Origin of the sequence: Paractinoplanes abujensis (assembly GCF_014204895.1) — a bacterium.
GTDB lineage: Bacteria > Actinomycetota > Actinomycetes > Mycobacteriales > Micromonosporaceae > Actinoplanes > Actinoplanes abujensis.
In genome coordinates, this window is record NZ_JACHMF010000001.1 from 4,834,578 (window position 1) to 4,851,615 (window position 17,038).

General features: G+C 69.1%; 15 protein-coding genes and 1 tRNA gene. 2 read left to right on the forward strand and 14 right to left on the reverse strand.

Going from position 1 to position 17,038, the window contains the following annotated elements:
* Positions 1 to 579 precede the first annotated feature (579 nt).
* The 10 genes from polA to BKA14_RS21845 all read right to left on the reverse strand — a co-directional run bounded on the left by polA (position 580) and on the right by BKA14_RS21845 (position 11,828).
* Positions 580 to 3,279: a DNA polymerase I gene (gene polA / locus BKA14_RS21800; protein WP_184952744.1), complete on the reverse strand. Its 2,700-nt coding sequence runs from the start codon at positions 3,277 to 3,279 to the stop codon at positions 580 to 582.
* A gap of 53 nt (positions 3,280 to 3,332) precedes the next feature.
* The gene (locus BKA14_RS21805) at positions 3,333 to 4,085 is read right to left on the reverse strand and encodes an amino acid ABC transporter ATP-binding protein (RefSeq protein WP_184956881.1); all 753 of its coding nucleotides are present in this window, start codon (positions 4,083 to 4,085) and stop codon (positions 3,333 to 3,335) included.
* 71 nt (positions 4,086 to 4,156) lie between these two features.
* Positions 4,157 to 5,161, reverse strand: coding sequence for an amino acid ABC transporter permease (locus tag BKA14_RS21810; protein WP_184952745.1), 1,005 nt, complete (start codon positions 5,159 to 5,161; stop codon positions 4,157 to 4,159).
* An 8-nt stretch (positions 5,162 to 5,169) separates the two neighbouring features.
* Complete coding sequence (locus tag BKA14_RS21815) at positions 5,170 to 6,075, reverse strand: ABC transporter substrate-binding protein (protein ID WP_184952746.1); 906 nt, start codon at positions 6,073 to 6,075, stop codon at positions 5,170 to 5,172.
* Positions 6,076 to 6,102: 27 nt separating this feature from the next.
* Positions 6,103 to 6,813, reverse strand: a complete 711-nt coding sequence (locus BKA14_RS21820; RefSeq protein ID WP_184952747.1) for an ABC transporter ATP-binding protein — start codon at positions 6,811 to 6,813, stop codon at positions 6,103 to 6,105.
* Positions 6,803 to 7,696, reverse strand: a complete 894-nt coding sequence (locus BKA14_RS21825) for an ABC transporter ATP-binding protein (RefSeq protein ID WP_239092773.1) — start codon at positions 7,694 to 7,696, stop codon at positions 6,803 to 6,805. The genes BKA14_RS21820 and BKA14_RS21825 overlap by 11 nt, the downstream gene beginning before the upstream one ends.
* Positions 7,693 to 8,799 (reverse strand): branched-chain amino acid ABC transporter permease, encoded by a 1,107-nt coding sequence (locus tag BKA14_RS21830; protein ID WP_184952748.1) that lies wholly within the window; start codon positions 8,797 to 8,799, stop codon positions 7,693 to 7,695. The genes BKA14_RS21825 and BKA14_RS21830 overlap by 4 nt, the downstream gene beginning before the upstream one ends.
* On the reverse strand, positions 8,796 to 9,746 hold the full coding sequence (locus BKA14_RS21835; protein ID WP_184952749.1) for a branched-chain amino acid ABC transporter permease: 951 nt from the start codon (positions 9,744 to 9,746) through the stop codon (positions 8,796 to 8,798). Before BKA14_RS21835 ends, BKA14_RS21830 begins: the two co-directional genes overlap by 4 nt.
* Positions 9,747 to 9,828: 82 nt before the next feature.
* Complete coding sequence (locus tag BKA14_RS21840; protein ID WP_184952750.1) at positions 9,829 to 10,995, reverse strand: branched-chain amino acid ABC transporter substrate-binding protein; 1,167 nt, start codon at positions 10,993 to 10,995, stop codon at positions 9,829 to 9,831.
* 209 nt (positions 10,996 to 11,204) lie between these two features.
* Positions 11,205 to 11,828, reverse strand: coding sequence for an ANTAR domain-containing response regulator (locus tag BKA14_RS21845; RefSeq protein WP_184952751.1), 624 nt, complete (start codon positions 11,826 to 11,828; stop codon positions 11,205 to 11,207).
* A 126-nt stretch (positions 11,829 to 11,954) separates the two neighbouring features.
* On the opposite strand from BKA14_RS21845, the gene BKA14_RS21850 reads away from it, so the two are divergent.
* Positions 11,955 to 12,040: transfer RNA gene (locus BKA14_RS21850), tRNA-Leu, on the forward strand.
* A gap of 265 nt (positions 12,041 to 12,305) precedes the next feature.
* On the opposite strand, the gene BKA14_RS21855 is transcribed toward BKA14_RS21850, so the two are convergent.
* Complete coding sequence (locus tag BKA14_RS21855; protein WP_184952752.1) at positions 12,306 to 13,067, reverse strand: hypothetical protein; 762 nt, start codon at positions 13,065 to 13,067, stop codon at positions 12,306 to 12,308.
* 4 nt (positions 13,068 to 13,071) lie between these two features.
* Positions 13,072 to 13,614: an RNA polymerase sigma factor gene (locus BKA14_RS21860; protein ID WP_203722256.1), complete on the reverse strand. Its 543-nt coding sequence runs from the start codon at positions 13,612 to 13,614 to the stop codon at positions 13,072 to 13,074.
* Between the two features lie 115 nt (positions 13,615 to 13,729).
* On the opposite strand from BKA14_RS21860, the gene BKA14_RS21865 reads away from it, so the two are divergent.
* Positions 13,730 to 14,416 carry a DUF308 domain-containing protein gene (locus BKA14_RS21865; protein WP_184957300.1) on the forward strand — a complete coding sequence of 229 codons (687 nt, stop codon included), beginning with the start codon at positions 13,730 to 13,732 and terminating at the stop codon, positions 14,414 to 14,416.
* A 75-nt stretch (positions 14,417 to 14,491) separates the two neighbouring features.
* Here BKA14_RS21865 and BKA14_RS21870 read toward each other — a convergent pair whose 3' ends face one another.
* Positions 14,492 to 15,376, reverse strand: coding sequence for an acyl-CoA thioesterase (locus BKA14_RS21870; protein WP_184952754.1), 885 nt, complete (start codon positions 15,374 to 15,376; stop codon positions 14,492 to 14,494).
* Positions 15,373 to 16,812 carry a pyruvate kinase gene (pyk, locus tag BKA14_RS21875; RefSeq protein WP_184952755.1) on the reverse strand — a complete coding sequence of 480 codons (1,440 nt, stop codon included), beginning with the start codon at positions 16,810 to 16,812 and terminating at the stop codon, positions 15,373 to 15,375. Before pyk ends, BKA14_RS21870 begins: the two co-directional genes overlap by 4 nt.
* Positions 16,813 to 17,038: the final 226 nt, after the last annotated feature.

Consider the following 17,038-nt stretch of genomic DNA (forward strand, 5'->3'; position numbering starts at 1 on the left):
GAGAAGACGCGTAGCGCGAGGGGCGCCCGGCACTGCAGGATGCACAGCGCGAAAAGGCGCGCTGCGCGACCGTGGGCAACGGGAGCAGGCACCTCGCGAGACCCTGAGTTGCGCAACGTGAGCCGCGCGAGACCCTGAGCAGCGCGAAACCGTGCGCGGGCGAAACCGTGCGCGGCGCGAGACCGTGCGCGGCGCGAGAACATAGGCGGCGCGTGGTGAACCTAGGCGGCGCGAGAGCCCTGCAGCGCAGGAGCGTGAGCGGCGAGAGATTGCCGCCCACAGACGCGGGCAGCGCGACGGGGCCGCCCGAAGAGGCGGGCAGCGCCACAGGCCCGACCGCACAGGCGGGGCAAGACGACAGGGCCACCCGCACACGCGGGCAGAGCGACAGGACCGCCCGCACACGCGGGCAGGACGACAAGGCCACCCGCACACGCGGGCAGAGCGACAGGACCGCCCGCACACGCGGGCAGGACGACAAGGCCACCCGCACACGCGGGCAGCACCACCGGACCGCCCGCCGACACGGGCAGCGCGACAGGGACCGCCCGCGGGGGCGAGCGGCCCGTCAGCGGGGCGTCAGTGGTCGGCGCCGTTCCAGTCCTGGCCGGAGCCGACCGAGACCTCCAGCGGCACGGAGAGGGGGTAGGCCCCGCCCATCTCGCGGCGCACCAGCTCCTCCAGGGGCTCGCGTTCGCCCGGGGCCACGTCGAAGACCAGCTCGTCGTGCACCTGCAGGAGCATGCGGGACTTGAGACCGGTTTCCTTGAGTGCCTTGTCGACCCGCAGCATCGCAATCTTGATGATGTCGGCCGCGGAGCCCTGGATGGGGGCGTTGAGCGCCATCCGTTCGGCCATCTCGCGGCGCTGGCGGTTGTCGCTCGACAGGTCGGGCAGGTAGCGCCGGCGGCCCAGGATCGTGGCCGTGTAGCCGTCCTGCACGGCGCGGCGCACGACGGCCTGCAGGTAGTCGCGAACGCCGCCGAAGCGCTCGAAGTATTCGTCCATCAGCCCGCGCGCCTCGTCGGTCGGGATGGTGAGCTGGTTGGACAGGCCGAACGCGCTCAGCCCGTAGGCCAGGCCGTAGTTCATCGCCTTGATCTTGCGGCGCTGGTCGGGCACGACCTCTTCGACGGGCACGTGGAACACCGACGAGGCGGTGGCCGCGTGGAAGTCGAACGCCGAGTTGAACGCCGCGATGAGCGCCTCGTCGCCGGACAGGTGGGCCATGATGCGCATCTCGATCTGGCTGTAGTCGGCCGTCAGCAGCTGCTCGAAGCCCTCGCCGACGACGAACGCACGCCGGATCCGGCGGCCCTCCTCCGTACGGATGGGGATGTTTTGCAGGTTGGGGTCGGTGGACGAGAGCCGGCCGGTGGCGGCGACGGTCTGGTTGAACGTGGTGTGGATGCGCCCGTCGTCGGAGACCGACTTGAGCAGGCCGTCGACGGTGGACTTGAGCTTGGCCACGTCGCGGTGCCGCAGCAGATGCTCGAGCACCGGGTCGCCGGTCTGGGCGAACAGGCTCTGCAGCGCGTCGGCGTCGGTGGTGTAACCCGACTTGATCCGCTTGGTCTTGGGCAGGCCGCGCTCGTCGAAGAGGATTTGCTGCAGCTGCTTGGGCGAGCCCAGGTTGAACTCGCGCCCGACCACCTCGTGCGCCGCCTGCTGAGCCGATTTCACCTCGGCCGCGAAGTGCGCCTCGAGCTCGGAGAGGTATTCGGTGTCGGCCGCGATGCCCAGGTGTTCCATCTCGCCCAGCACCTGGGAGAGCGGCTGCTCGACCTCCATCAGCAGTTTCTGCGACTCGCCACCGTCGCGCGACAGTTCCTCGGTGAGCACGTCGGCCAGGTCGAGCGTGGCCCGGGCGCGCAGCATCACGTTCTGCTCGGCGGCGCCGTCGGTCTCGCCGCCGAGGCCGGAGAGCAGGTCGAGCTGGCCGGTGCTGGGCTCCTCGACCCGCAGCTCGCGCTTGAGGTAGCGCAGGGCCAGGTCGGTCAGGTCGTAGGCCCGCTGGTCGGGCTTGGCCAGATAGGCCGCCAGCGCGGTGTCGACGCGGACGCCGCCCAACGTCCAGCCGTGGGCGCGGAACGCCAGCGTGGCCGGCTTGGCGTCGTGCAGCACCTTGGGCCGCTCGGGGTCGGCCAGCCACTCGGCGACCGCGCGCTCGTCGGCCTCGTCGAGGGCGGCCGGGTCGAACCACGCGGCCGGCCCGTCGCCGGTGGACACGGCGACACCGGTGAGCGCGCCCGTGCCGCGGCCGAACGTGCCGGTGACGGCGACGCCGACCGGGGCCGCGGCGGCGTGCTGCGCGAGCCAGCCGGCGACCTGCCCGGCCGTGAGGATCTGGCCCTCGAGGTCGAAGCCCGCCTCGGCCTCGGGCTCGACGGCGTCGAGATACGAATAGAGCCGCTCGCGCAGCACCCGGAACTCGAGCGCGTCGAACACCTGGTGCACGGCCTCGCGATCCCAGCCGTGCCAGCGCACGTCCTCGGGGCGGACGGACAGCTCGAGGTCGGTGCGCAGGGCGTTGAGCTCGTAATTCAGCATCACCGAGGACAGGTGGGCGCGCAGGTTGTCGCCGGCCTTGCCCTTGATCTTGTCGGCGTTGGCCACGACGCCGTCGATGCCGCCGAACTCGGTGATCCACTTGGCCGCCGTCTTGGGCCCGACGCCGGGCACGCCGATCAGGTTGTCGCTGGTCTCGCCGACCAGGGCGGCCTTGTCGCGATAGAGGTGGGGCGGGACGAGCTGCTTCTCCTCGACCAGCGCGGGCGTCATGCGCCAGACCTCGGAGACGCCGCGGCTCGGGTAGAGCACCGTGGTGTGCTCGTCGACCAGCTGCAGGGCGTCGCGGTCGCCGGAGGAGATGAGCACCTCCATGCCGGCCGCGCGGGCCTGGGTGGCCAGGGTGGCGATGACGTCGTCGGCCTCGAAGCCGGGTTTCTCCACGTAGGGGATGCGCAGCGCGTCGAGGATCTCCTTGACCAGGCTGACCTGGCCCTGGAACTCGGTGGGGGTGGCCGACCGGCCGGCCTTGTATTCCGGGTAGCGCTCCGTGCGGAAGGAGACGCGGGAGACGTCGAACGCGACCACGATGTGCGTGGGCTTCTCGTCGCGCAGCATGTTGATCAGCATCGAGGTGAAGCCGAACACGGCATTCGTGTGCTGCCCGGTCTGCGTGCTGAAGTTCTCCTTGGGCAGCGCGTGGAACGCGCGGTAGGCCAGGGAGTGGCCGTCGAGCAGCAGCAAACGGGGAGTCTGGGCGTCGTCGCTCACGTTCAGGAACTCTAGTCGGGGGGTCCGACAAGAAGCCGGACCGCCCCGCCTGGTTAGAGCACCTTGCTGAGGAATGCCCTGGTTCGCTCATGCTGCGGGTTGGCGATGACGGCGCGGGGCGCGCCCTGCTCCACCACCACACCGCCGTCCATGAAGATCAGGTTGTCGCCCACCTCGCGGGCGAAGCCGATCTCGTGGGTCACCACGATCATGGTCATGCCGTCGGCGGCCAGGTCCTTCATCGTGTCGAGGACCTCGCCCACCAGCTCCGGGTCGAGCGCGCTGGTGGGCTCGTCGAAGAGCATCAGCTTGGGCCGCATGGCCAGGGCCCGGGCGATGGCCACCCGCTGCTGCTGGCCGCCGGAGAGCTGACCCGGATAGTTGGCGATCTTGCTGCTCAGGCCCACCCGCTCGAGCAGGGCGGTCGCCCGCTCGCGGACCTCCGCCTTGCTCTCCCGCTTGACCCGGCAGGGCGCCTCCATGACGTTGTCGAGCACCGTCATGTGCGGGAACAGGTTGAAGCGCTGGAAGACCATGCCGATCGACCGGCGCTGCTTGGCGACGTCCTTCTCGCTCAGCTCGTGCAGCTTGCCGCCGCGCTCGCGATAGCCGACCAGGTCGCCGTCGACGAAGATCCGCCCGGCGTTGATCTTTTCGAGGTGGTTGATGCAGCGCAGGAACGTCGACTTGCCGGACCCCGAGGGCCCCAGCACGCAGCACACCTCACCCGGCCGGACGACCAGGTCGATGCCCTTGAGCACCTCGAGCGCGCCGAACGACTTGTGCACGTTGTCGGCCCGCACCATCTCGGGCCCGGGAACGGCATCGTCGGCGACGTCCGACGGCTCGGGAGCGGCGACGTCCGAAGACTTGTCGGTCATGGGGCCTCCCCGGTGGTGGTGATCCGGCCGCCCTGCTCGACCTCGATGTTGCGCAGCCGCTGCTTGGCCCGGGCGCTGGCGCCGTACCCCTTGCCGTAGTGCCGCTCGACGTAGTACTGGCCGATCATCAGCACGGTGCAGATGATCAGATACCAGATCACGGCCGCCACCAGCACGGGGAAGACCACGAAGGTGCGGGCCGAGATGTTGTTGAGCTGGAACCACAGCTCGCCCGCCACCGGCACGAAGGCCACCAGCGACGTGTCCTTGACCATGGCGATGGTCTCGTTGCCGGTGGGCGGCACGATCACCCGCATGGCCTGCGGCAGCACGATGCGGCGCAGCACCTGGAAGCGGCTCATGCCCAGGGCGACCGCGGCCTCGCTCTGCCCGGTGTCGACCGACTGCAGGCCGGCCCGGACGATCTCGGCCATGTAGGCGGCCTCGGACAGGCCCAGGGCCAGCATGCCCGCCACGAATCCGGCGAGCAGGTCGACGGCCCGGATGCTGTAGAACTGGCCGTTGAAGTTGTCGATGCCGAACAGCTCGCCGATCTGCTGGTCGAACGGCAGACCGAAGCCGATCCGGCTCCACAGGATGTTCAGGTTGCCGAAGAGGATGGCCAGGATCAGCCGGGGCACCGCCCGGAAGAACCAGGTGTAGACGAACGCCACCGACGACAGGATCCGGTTCGGTGACAGCCGCATGACGGCCAGGAGGGTGCCGAGCCCGATGCCGATCGCCATCGAGGTGATGGTCAGCAGGATCGTGCCGCGCAGACCCTCGAGGACGGGGCCGGTGAACATGACCCCGCGCTTGCCCTCTTCGTAGCTGACGAAGATGTAGGACCAGCGGAAGTTGTCGTTGGTCAGCAGCAGGTGCACGAACATCGCGACGAGCACCGCGATGACGGCGATCGACACCCACCGTACGGGGTGCCGCACGGGCACGGCCTTGATCGCTTCAGGCCGTGCCCGTTCGGTGGTGGACTGCTCGCTCATCTAGCGGATCAGACCGAGGGGTTCACTTCGGGCGTGGTGATGGCACCCGCGGTGACGCCCCACTTGTCGAGGATCTGCTTGTACGTGCCGTCGGCGATCAGGGCCTGCACGGCCTCGCCGATCACGCCGGCGAACGCCTCCTGGTCCTTGGCCACGACGTAGCCGTACGGGGCCGAGTCGTAGATGTCGCCGACCAGCGCGAGCGAGCCGCCGGTCTGCTTCACCGCGTACGCCACGATCGGCGAGTCGGCCAGCATGGCCTCGTCCTTGCCGGTGTTCACGGCGTTGGTGGCGTCCGACTGCTTCTGGTACTGGTCGATCGTGATCTTGGCCTTGCCCGCGTCGGTGCACTTCTTGGACCGGGCCTCCAGGTCCTCCACCTGGACGGTCGCGGTCTGCACGGCGATCTTCTTGCCGCACGCGTCGTCCGGGTTGATCGCCACGCCGGTCTTGGCGGCCCACTGGGTGCCCGCCGAGAAGTAGGAGACCATGTTGACCTCCTTCAGCCGGTCCGCGTTGATGGTGAACGACGAGACCCCGACGGCGTACTTGTCGCTGCTCACGCCCGGGATGATGCTGTCGAACGTGGCCGAGGTCCACTCGGTCTTCAGGTTGAGCTTCTGCGCGACCGCGTTGAACAGGTCGACGTCGAAGCCCACGATCGTCTTGCCGTCGGTGTCGATGAACTCGTTCGGCGCGTACGACGAGTCGGTGCCGATGCTCAGCTTGCCCGTGGCCTTGATGTCGGCCGGGACCTTGTCGGCGAGCGTGGTGTCGGCGGACGCGCTGGGCGCCGGGGCGCCGCTCGATCCGGAGTCCTCCGACTCCGAGCCGCAGGCGCCCATCGACAGCGTCAGCGCCGCCGCGGCGGCCAGGCCGAGGATCGCCCGGCGGCCGGGGGTGGTGCGCAACATGATGACTCCTATGTGCGAGAGATCTTTTTAAGCAACGCCCAGGTAGGCGTCCTTGACCGCCGGATCGTTGAGGAGCTCCCTGCCGGTGCCCTCCTTCACGATCCGCCCGGTCTCCAGAACGTACGCGCGGTGGGCCCGGGACAGGGCCTGCTGGGCGTTTTGTTCCACCAGCAGCACTGTCGTGCCCTGCTGGTTGATCTCCACGATGATGTCGAAGATCTGCTGGATCAGCATCGGCGCCAGGCCCATCGACGGCTCGTCGAGCAGCAGCAGCTTGGGCCGGCTCATCAGGGCCCGGCCCACCGCCAGCATCTGCTGCTCACCGCCGGAGAGCGTGCCGCCGGCCTGCTTCTCGCGCTCCTTGAGCCGCGGGAACAGGGTGAAGGCACGCTGCAGGTCCTCGTCGATCTCCGAGCGGTTCTTGCGGGTGTAGGCGCCCATCTCGAGGTTTTCCCGCACCGTCATGCCCGGGAAGATGCCCCGGCCCTCGGGTGACTGCGAGACGCCGCGGATCACCCGCAGGTCGGCCCGCAGCTTGGTGATGTCCTCGCCGTCGAACTTGATCGTGCCCTGGGACACCGGCCGCAGGCCCGAGATGGCCCGCATCGTGGTCGACTTGCCGGCGCCGTTGGCCCCGATCAGCGCCACGACCTCGCCCTGCCCGACGGTGAGGCTGATGCCGTGCAGGGCCTGGATGCGCCCGTAGGCCAGCGTCACGTTGTCGATCTCAAGCAGCATCGGTGGGCACCCCCAGGTAGGCGGCGATGACCGCGGGGTTGTCCCGCACCTCGGCGGGTGTCCCCTCGGCGATCTTCTTGCCGAACTCCAGCACGACGATCCGATCGGTGACGCCCATGACCAGGCGCATGTCGTGCTCGATGAGCAGCACCGTCACCCCGGTGTCACGGATCCGGCGGATGAGCTGGAGCAACTCCTCCTTCTCGGCCGGGTTGAAGCCGGCAGCCGGCTCGTCCAGGCAGAGCAGGGTCGGGTTGGTGGCCAGCGCCCGCGCGATCTCCAGGCGGCGCTGCTCGCCGTAGGAGAGGTTACGGCTGACGTCGCCCGCCCGGTGCGCGATCCCGACGAAGCGCAGCAGCTCCAGCGAGCGTTCGCGGCCCGACTTCTCCTCCCGCCAGAACCGCGGCAGGCGGAACAGCGCGCTGATCACGCTCGTCTTGTGGTGCGCGTCCGCGCCCACCATGACGTTCTCGAGCGCCGTCATCTCGGGGAACAGCCGCACGTTCTGGAACGTACGGGCGATGCCGCCCCGGGTGATCTCGTGCTTCTTCTTGCCGACGATCGACTCGCCCTGGAAGCGGATGGCTCCCTCGGTCGGCCGGTAGACGCCGGTCATCGCGTTGAAGCAGGTGGTCTTGCCGGCGCCGTTGGGCCCGATGAGCCCGAAGATCTCGCCCTTGCGCAGCGAGAAGCTGACGTCGTTGAGAGCGACGACACCGCCGAAGCGCAGCGTCACGTGGTCCACCTCGAGCAGAACCTCCTCACCCCGTACGGGGGAAGGGTTGGGCTCTGCGTGCGACTGACCCGTGGGGGCAGCCTGGTCGACCGGACGCGCGTTCTGCCGGTCGAGCTCCTCCGGCGTTTCCTGATGCGGCTCGGTCATTGCGGAGCCACCTCCTTCTCGCGGTCCTTGAGCTCCATCGCGCGGCGGCGGCTGGGGATCAGGCCCTGCGGCCGCAGCACCATGATCAGGATGATCACCGCGCCGAACATCGCGAACCGGTACTCGTACAGGTCGGTGTCGCCGACCGAGAGGCCGCGCAGCCGGTCGGGGATGTACGAGATCAGCACGCCGCCCAGGATCGCGCCGGCCATGTTGCCGGAGCCACCCATGACCACGCCCGCCAGCACCAAAATGGAGAACTGGAGCACGAACGTCTGCGAGTTGATGAAGCTCTGCTCGCCGGCGAACAGCACGCCGCCCAGACCACCGATGAACGCGCCGATGGCGAACGCCCACAGCTTGTACTTGAACGTGCGCACGCCCATGACCTCGGCGGCTTCCTCGTCCTCGCGGATGGCCAGCCACGAACGGCCGACCCGGCTCCGGTCCAGGTTCCGCACACCCAGGATGACCAGGATGATGACGGTCAGGCCGAGCCAGAAGTACGGCACCGCGTCGGTCACTCCGAAGATCGGCTCGCCGCCCCAGGAGCCCGGCGGGTGCGGGATGCTCGCGAAGCCGCGGTCGCCGCGCAGGGTCGTGGTCGACGTGGCCACGATGCGGATGATCTCGGCGAAGCCCAGCGTCACGATGGCGAGATAGTCACCGCGCAACCGCAGCGTCGGCCAGCCCAGGAGCACGCCCGCGATCATGGTGAGGACCAGTGCCGCGGGTACTGCCATGAGCCACTTCCAGCCCGTGTCCTCGTAGAGGATCGAGTCGGGCGAGGTGAGCAGGGCCGTGCCGTAGGCGCCGACGGCGAAGAAGCCGACGTAGCCCAGGTCGAGCAGGCCCGCGTAGCCGACCACCACGTTCAGGCCCAGGGCCAGCAGCACGTAGTAGCTCATGTTGAACAGCGCCGACGGCCAGTCGATGCCCTCGGTGACGATCTGCGGCCCGATCACCGGGACGTCGCCCACGTACGGCAGCAGGTATGCCGCCACGGCCGCGAGCAGAATGATCAGCCAGCGCACATACGCCGGCTGCCGGCCCAGCCAGCCCCGGACCCCGCCGTTCGAGCGGAAAGACGCCTTCTCGCTCATGCTCTTGCCCTTCCCAGCGACTCACCCAGCAGACCGGTCGGCCGGAACAGCAGGATGACCACAAGCAACACGAACGACGCCGCGTGCAGCCACTGCGAACCGAACAATCCGGCCGCGTAGTTCTGCAGGACACCGAGGAGCAGGCCGCCCAGCAGCGCGCCGCGCAGGTTGCCGATGCCGCCGAGAACCGCCGCCGCGAAGGCGTCGATGCCCAGCAGGAACCCGGCGTCGTACCGCGTGACACCGATCTTGAGGTCGTACATGACGGCGGCGATGCCCGCCATCAGACCGCCCAGCAGGAACACCAGCGCGATGACCCGCGACTTGTTGACACCCATGAGGGCGGCGCTGTCGGGGTTCTGCGCCACCGCGCGAACGCCCCGGCCCAGCCGCGACCCGTTGATGAAACGATCCAGCAGGAACATCATCACCAGCGCCAGCACGATGATGAGGATCTGGAGGTTCGTGACCGTGGTGTTGCCGATGGTGAAGACCGGCTTGGCCTGGATGATCGGCGGCACGCCCGTCTGATTGCGCCGCGTCAGCACGCCGACGACCTCGGAGATGAACAACGAGGCGCCGATGGCGGTGATCAGGAAGGCCAGCGGCGGCGCGTTGCGCCGGCGCAGCGGCCGGTAGGCGACGAACTCCACGGTGAGCGCGGTCGCGCCCGAGATGATGATCGCCGCGATCAGGCCGACCACCATGTAGAGGAGCATCGGGCCGACCGCCGGGGTGGCCGAGTTCTGGTCGAGGCCGAACAGGCCCCAGGCGAACAAGCAAGCGTACGTGCCGAGGAGGAAGACCTCGGAGTGCGCGAAGTTGATGAGCCGCAACACGCCGTAGACCAATGTGTAGCCCAGGGCGAACAACGCGATGATCGCGCCCTGGGCCAGACCCGTCACGGTGAGCGGCCCGAAATTATCGATCAGACCGGAAAAATCCACAGAGGGGCTCCAAAACGACGAGGTCGGTGCGGCCGGAGATCATCCGGCCGCACCGGCCCTACAGAGAGTTAGCGCTGACCGATCAGGAGGTCTTGATCTCCACGTCGGCCTTGGAGTCGCCAGAGCTGTCGAACTTGAACGCCCACACCTTGATCAGGCTGGGGTCGAGCTCACCGGTCTCGGTGAACTTGTAGGTGTTCGCGATGCCCTTGTAGTTCACCGTCTTCAGGAAGTCGTTGAGCTTCTGCGGGGTGTTGTTACCCGCGTCGATGCCCTGAAGGAAGATGTTCGCGGCGTCGAACGCGACGTCGGAGTAGGTACCGGCGTCCTGGTTCCACTTCGCCTTGTAGTCGTTGACGAAGGTGCCGCCCGCCGCCTCCGGCGGGGAGCACGGGCAGGTCACCACGGTACCGACCGCGGCCGCGACACCCGACGCCTTGGACAGGCCCGGGTCCTTCATGCCGTCGCCGCCGACCAGCGTGCCCTTCCAGCCCGCAGCGGTGAGCTGCTTGCGGATGATGCCGGCGTTGGTGTAGTAGCCGCCGTAGAACAGCGCGGTTGCGCCGCTCGCGGTGACCTTCTGCACCAGGGCCGAGAAGTCGGCCTGCTTGCCGTCGCCCTCGGTCTTGTCACTCGAGACGACCAGCGAGCCGAGCGTCTTCTTGACCACGTCGGCCAGACCGGCGCCGTACGCCGACTGGTCGTCCGCCACGAAGACCTTCTGCGCCTTCAGGTTGTCCTTGATGTACGCCGCGGCGGCCGGGCCCTGCGCGTCGTCGTTGGCGACGGCGCGGTGGAACACCTTCCAGCCCTTGGACGCCAGCGACACGCGGGTCGCGGACGGCGTGATGGTCGGGATGCCGGCCGACTCGAAGATCGGGTCCGCGGCCTCGGACTCGCCCGAGAAGGGCGGGCCGACGATGCCGAGGATCTTCTTGTCCGCGACCAGGCTGCGAGCGACACCGGGCGCGACCGAGGCCTCACCCTGGGAGTCGAACTTCGCGACCTCGATACACGTCGAACCCTTGGCCTTGTTGTACTGGTCGATAGCCAGCTCGAAGCCCTGCTCGATGTTCACACCGAGGTTGGCGGCCGAGCCGGTCAGAGCGCCGAAGAACGCGAGCTTGTAGCCGCAGTTCCCCTCGCTCGCGGTGTCGTCGCTGCTCGATCCGCTGTTACAAGCAGCAGCACCGGCGATGAGCCCGATGATGGCCACCCCGCCGATGGCTCGTGCGAGAACCTGCCTCAAGGTTGGAACCCTCCTCCATACGAACCCACCGAGCCACTGCCGGTCGATTGGCACTTGCGCGTGCTCACGACCATCCGTGCCCCGTTATGGGGCGGGACGTTATCCCAGGTTCATGGCCTGCTGAAAGAGTTCACTCGGGCTTTCACCGAACCGTTACGTCCGTTGACCCGCAGGCCGGAGGTGGTGTTACAACCAAGGGCGGAACTTGATCAACTATTGGCGGGTTGAGCGCCGTCGGCTTCCTGACCCTCGGCCAGGATCCGGTCGGCGACTTCACGCATGGTCATGCGGTGGTCCATCGCGGTGCGTTGAATCCACTTGAACGCCTGCGGTTCGGTCATCTGGTATTTGGTCATCAGCTCGCCCTTGGCCCGCTCGACCGACTTGCGGGTCTCCAGACGGTCGGTCAGCCCGGCCACCTCGGACTCGAGAACGGCGATCTCGGAGTACCGCGAGAGGGCGATCTCGATCGCGGGCACGAGGTCCGACTTCTGGAACGGCTTGACCAGATAGGCCATCGCGCCGGCCGCGCGGGCCCGCTCGACGAGGTCGCGCTGGCTGAACGCAGTCAGAATGACGACAGGAGCGATCCGGCCCCCGGCGATCCGCTCGGCAGCCGCCAGACCGTCCATGATCGGCATCTTGATGTCAAGAATGACGAGGTCAGGACGCAACTCCTCGGCCAGGCGGACGGCGGTCTCGCCGTCACCGGCCTCACCGACGACGTCGTAGCCCTCCTCGACGAGCATCTCGGCCAGGTCGAGTCGGATGAGCGCCTCGTCCTCGGCGATCAACACCCGCTTGCGCTCGGCACCAGCCTGCGAGTCGGCCACGAACCCCTACCCCCAACGTCCCTGAAGTCGCGACACCCCGGTATGCGGGTGTCGCCGCCCTAAGCCTAGTGGGTACGCTGTCCCCTGCTTGGATCAGCGTGACCTTGTCTCGCGGGATCCCGGCCCGCCGGGGTGGTGGAATGGCATACACGGGTCACTCAAAATGATTTGCTCGAGAGGGCATGCGGGTTCGACTCCCGTCCCCGGCACCAACCGAACGTCTTTCCTTACTGTGCTGACGGCACATTTCCGCAGGATGCCCATGATGTTTCACGCCGCGAAATCCGTGCGCCCTCGGCAAAAGCTCTGAACATTGCATTGTTAGGCCCCGCGCCGCCCGAGCAGAACAATCGAAGGCAAAGTGCGAGGGTGGGCTTTCATCCCGCAGAAGAACCTTGACCGTCAGCCCACCCGATCGAGTGATGATCGGGCAGGTCGATCCCATGCGCTCGGTAACGGTGATCGAAAAAGCGAGGTTCAGTCACGATCCGTGCTGAGGGATGGGTCACTTCCAGGGGTCGGCGGCGGCTCGGTCTCCGAAGGCGTTTCCGACGGCGTCGAGGAAGTGGCCGGCGCCGACGGCGTGCCGGTCGTGGACGGGCTCGCGGGCCCGCTCGGCGTGGCGGAGGGCGACGGCGAGGCGGACGGGTGCAGCTTCTCGCAGTACTTGGCGATGTCGTCCTCGCCACCGGCCGCGTCCGTCAGCTTGCGCCGGTCCTCGCGGCTGAGCGACCGCTCGGGGGTCCCCCGCCACGCCTCGCACCAGCTGAGCGCGGTGACGTCGAGCGACGGACGGGGCGAGGGCCGGGTGGAGGAGGACGGCTGGGGGGAGCCTGTTCCCGGCGCAGGTACGCCCAGCGCCGAGAACAGGCGATGCGCGTGCTGCTGGGCCTCCACGGGGAGGTTGCCGGTGCGGGCGGCGACGGCGGTCCCGGCGAGTATCAGGAGAGCCAGGCCGGTCGTGACGGGCACGAGAGCGGCCCGGAAACTCGCCGTTCGGCGGCGTCGGACGCTGCGGGCAGCACGTTTGCGATGCGCGGTGAAGGCAGCCACCATCTCCTTCTCACCGGCCAGCTCCTCCGGTGTCCCGGGGGCGCGGGCCGCCTCGAGAAGGGCAGCCAGGCCGGGGTGATCGTCGCCGGGCGGGTGCGTGGCGGCGATCATGTCGGCCCGGCCGCGGTCGATGCGCGAGCGCCGGCGCGTACGCAGTGCACGGAGGAGAGCGCGCAAGGAGTGCATGGCGTTACACCCCCTGCCGGGTGCGGATCTGCGGGTGGGTGGCCAGGCGGCGCAGCCCCCGCATGGTGGCGATGCGGACGGCCCCCGGCTTCTTGCCGAGGATGTCGGCAGTGGTGGCGACGTCGAGCCCGGCCACCACGCGCAGCATCACGGCCTCCGCCTGGTCCGGCGGCAGGTTCGCGATCATGCCGATGGCCCAGGCCGTGGAGGCGCCCTCGGCCGCTGCGGCGGCGGCGTCCGGTGCGCTTTCCGTACGGGGTTCGGCGGTCTCCCTCGTACGGGAGGAACGCCTTTTCTCGTCGATGCCGCGGTGCCGGGCGATGCGGAAGAGCCAGCCCCGGAAGGCGCCCAGATCCCCGCTGAAGCGGTGCAGGTCGCGGATCACGTGCAGCCACGTCTCGCTGGCGGCGTCCTCGGCGTGCTCGCCCGCCAGGACGCGCAGATACCGCAGCACGTTGGGGTGCAGGGCGCGCCAGAGCGTGGCGAACCCCCGCGCGTCGCCGTCTTGGGCGGCGCGCAGAGCGGCTGCGAGTTCCTCGTCGGGCACGGGCTCTCCGGGGGTGGGGGCGGCCCGTCTTGTACCCCGCTGTGAATCTGCGCGAACCTCCCGTTCGAGCGTCTGCCGGATGTTGTCATGGCAGGGACACTTTCCTGGAGGCCTGATGCTGTGGTCCGGTTCCTCGCCCCTCTCCGTGATGCGCGAGAGCATGTGGGGGTTTCTGCTGTTCGCCGGCGTGGCCTGGCTGGCCGTGGGGTGGAGCGTGCTGCGGCTGGAACCGGCCGACATCGTGGGTGTGACCGGCCCGGTCATCTTCTTCGGGGCCCTGTGCGAGATCGTCCGCGCGCTGGCCGGCACGAAGACGTGGTGGGTCAACGCGGCGATGGCCGTGCTGTTCGTGGGCACCGGAGTCGTCGTGCTGCTGGACCGGGACTCGACGTACACGACCCCGGCCTCGCTGATCGGGTGGTTCCTGATGGTCCGGGGTGCGGTCGACATCGCCGTGGCCACCATGAACCGGGGCACCGACCGCACGTGGGGCCTGATGGTGGTGGTCGGGGCGCTGCAGGCCGGGCTCGGTTTCTACGCCGCGAGCCCTTTTGCCCGTACGGCCGACCCGGTGATCGTCACCCTCGGCGCGCTCGGTGTGCTGCGGGCCATCGCCGACCTGGTCACGGCGTTGCGGCTGCGTGAGGTGGCCGCGGCCCGGCACGACGTGCTGCGGCTGACGCCGGAACGGGAGGCCGGGATGACCGGATACGCCGCGGGGATGAACGACTACGAGGCTCAGCCGCAGCCGCCGGCCCGGCATCGCGCCGACGCCGGGATGGAACAGGTGGAGAAGCTTTAGTCTCCCCAGCCCCGCCGGGCGGGATCCGCAGTCGGTCAGTCGCCGGGCCGGGATCCCCACCGGCGGGGCTCCTGTCTACTTGCGCTCGCCCACCCGGCGCAGCAGGCCCTCCTGGACGGCGCTCGCGATGTGCCGGCCGTCCTGGGTGTACATCCGGCCGTTGGCCAGGCCGCGGCTGCCGCTGGCGGACGGGCTGGCGCAGTCGTAGAGGAACCATTCGTCGGCCCGGAACGGGCGGTGGAACCAGAGCGCGTGGTCGAGGCTGGCCCCGATGACCCCGCCCGGACCCCAGACCTCGCCGTGGACCGAGAGCACCGAGTCCAGCAGCGACAGGTCGGACGCGTAGGTCAGGGCGCAGGCGTGGATCAGCGGGTCGTCCGGCAGCTTGCCGTCGACGCGCATCCAGACGCGCTGCTGCTCGCTGGCGTTGCGGTCACCGGGCGGCACCCAGCCGGGGTCGTTGACGTAGCGCACGTCGACGGCGCGGGGCGCCGCCGCGAAGGCACCCCGGCGGCTGGGGTATCTGCGCACCCAGTCGGCCATCGTCTGCACCTCGTCGGGCCCGGGCACCCCTTCGGGGGCGGCGGTGTGGTGGTCGAGACCCTCCTCGAGCACCTGGAACGAGGCCGACATGAAGAAGATGGTCTTGCCGTGCTGCTGGGCCGTGGAGCGGCGCACCGAGAACGAGCGCCCGTCCCGGATCGTCTCGACGGTGAACCGGATGGGCTCGGTCGGGTCGCCCGGGCGCACGAAATAGCCGTGCAGCGAGTGGACGAACCGCTCCGGATCGACCGTGCGGCCCGCGGCGACCAGGGCCTGCCCGGCGACCTGGCCGCCGAACACGCGCTGGGCGCCGGTCTGCGGGCTCTCGCCCACGAAGGTCGCCGCCTCCAGCTGCTTGAGGTCGAGCACCTCGAGCAGCTGGTCGACGGCGGCCTGTCCGCTGAGCGGTTGCGTCACAGCTTGTTCGGATCGGTGAGGTCGCCCAGCCGGTGCACGCGCAGGGTGTTGGTGGAGCCGGGCGCGTTCGGCGGGGAGCCGGCCACGACGACCACGTAGTCGCCCGGCTTGGCCAGCCCGAGACCGAGCATCTTGGCGTCGACCTGCCGGAACATGTCGTCGGTGTGCTGCACCATGTCGGTCAGGAACGTCTCGACGCCCCAGCTCAGCGCCAGCTGGTCGCGCACCTCGGGGGTCGGGGTGAAGGCGAACAGCGGGAGCTCGCAGTGCAGGCGGGCCAGGCGGCGAACCGTGTCACCGGTCTGCGAGAACGCGACCAGCGCCTTGGCCCCGATGTTGCGGGCGATCTGCGACGCCGCGACGGTGAGCGCGCCGCCGTGGGTGCGCGGGTCGTGCTGCAGCCGCGGGACCGGGATCGAGCCGGCCTCGGTGGTGCTGACGATCTTGGCCATCGTGCTCACGGTGAGCACGGGGTACTTGCCGACCGAGGTCTCGCCGGAGAGCATCACGGCGTCGGTGCCGTCGAGCACGGCGTTGGCCACGTCGGAGGCCTCGGCGCGGGTCGGGCGCGAATTCTCGATCATCGAGTCGAGCATCTGGGTGGCCACGATGACCGGCTTGGCGTTCTCGCGGCAGAGCTGCACGGCCCGCTTCTGCACCAGCGGCACCTGGTCGAGCGGGAGTTCCACACCCAGGTCGCCGCGGGCCACCATGACGCCGTCGAACGCGAGGACGATGGCCTCGAGGTGCTCGACCGCCTCGGGCTTCTCGACCTTGGCGATGACCGGGACGGTGCGCCCCTCCTCGGCCATGATCTCGTGGACCAGCTTGATGTCGTCGGGCGAGCGCACGAAGGAGAGCGCGACCAGGTCGACACCGAGGCCGAGGGCGAAGCGCAGGTCCTCCGCGTCCTTGTCGCTGAGCGCGGGGACGCTGACGGCGACGTTGGGCAGCGAGACACCCTTGTTGTTGCTGACCGGGCCGCCCTCGACGACCAGGCAGCGGATGTCGGTGTGATCGTCGACCGCGGTGACCTCGACGGCGACCTTGCCGTCGTCGATGAGCAGGCGGTCGCCGGGCTTCACCTCCAGCGGCAGCTTGGTGTAGGTGCAGGAGACCCGGTCCTTGGTGCCGAGGATGTCCTCGCTGGTGATGGTGACCAGGTCGCCGGTGTTCCAGACGTGCGGGCCGTCGGCGAACTTGCCCAGCCGGATCTTGGGGCCCTGCAGGTCGGCCAGGACCGCGACGGCCCGGTCGGCCTGCTCGCTGGAGCTGCGCACGAGGTCGTACACCTTCTGGTGGTCCTCGTGGCTGCCGTGGCTGAAGTTCATGCGGGCCACGTCCATGCCGGCCTCGACAAGACCGAGCATGCGCTCGGGCGAGGCGGTCGCGGGCCCCATGGTGCAGACGATCTTTACGCGGCGTGTCACGGCCATCAGGCTAGTCTTCCTTCCTCATCGGCCTGGCGGCCGACCCCCGTACGCGGGGTGAACTGCGTCTGTCGGGCGACGGCGGGCTGCCTGGGCCTCTCCTCAGGGACCCGGCGCGCGACACCGTGCAAAACTGGCGGGCTTCGACGACCGCGCCCTCAGCTTATCGGCATGCCCGCACCGCAACGACGAACGGGCTCACCCGAAGGTGAGCCCGTCCGCACAAAACCCG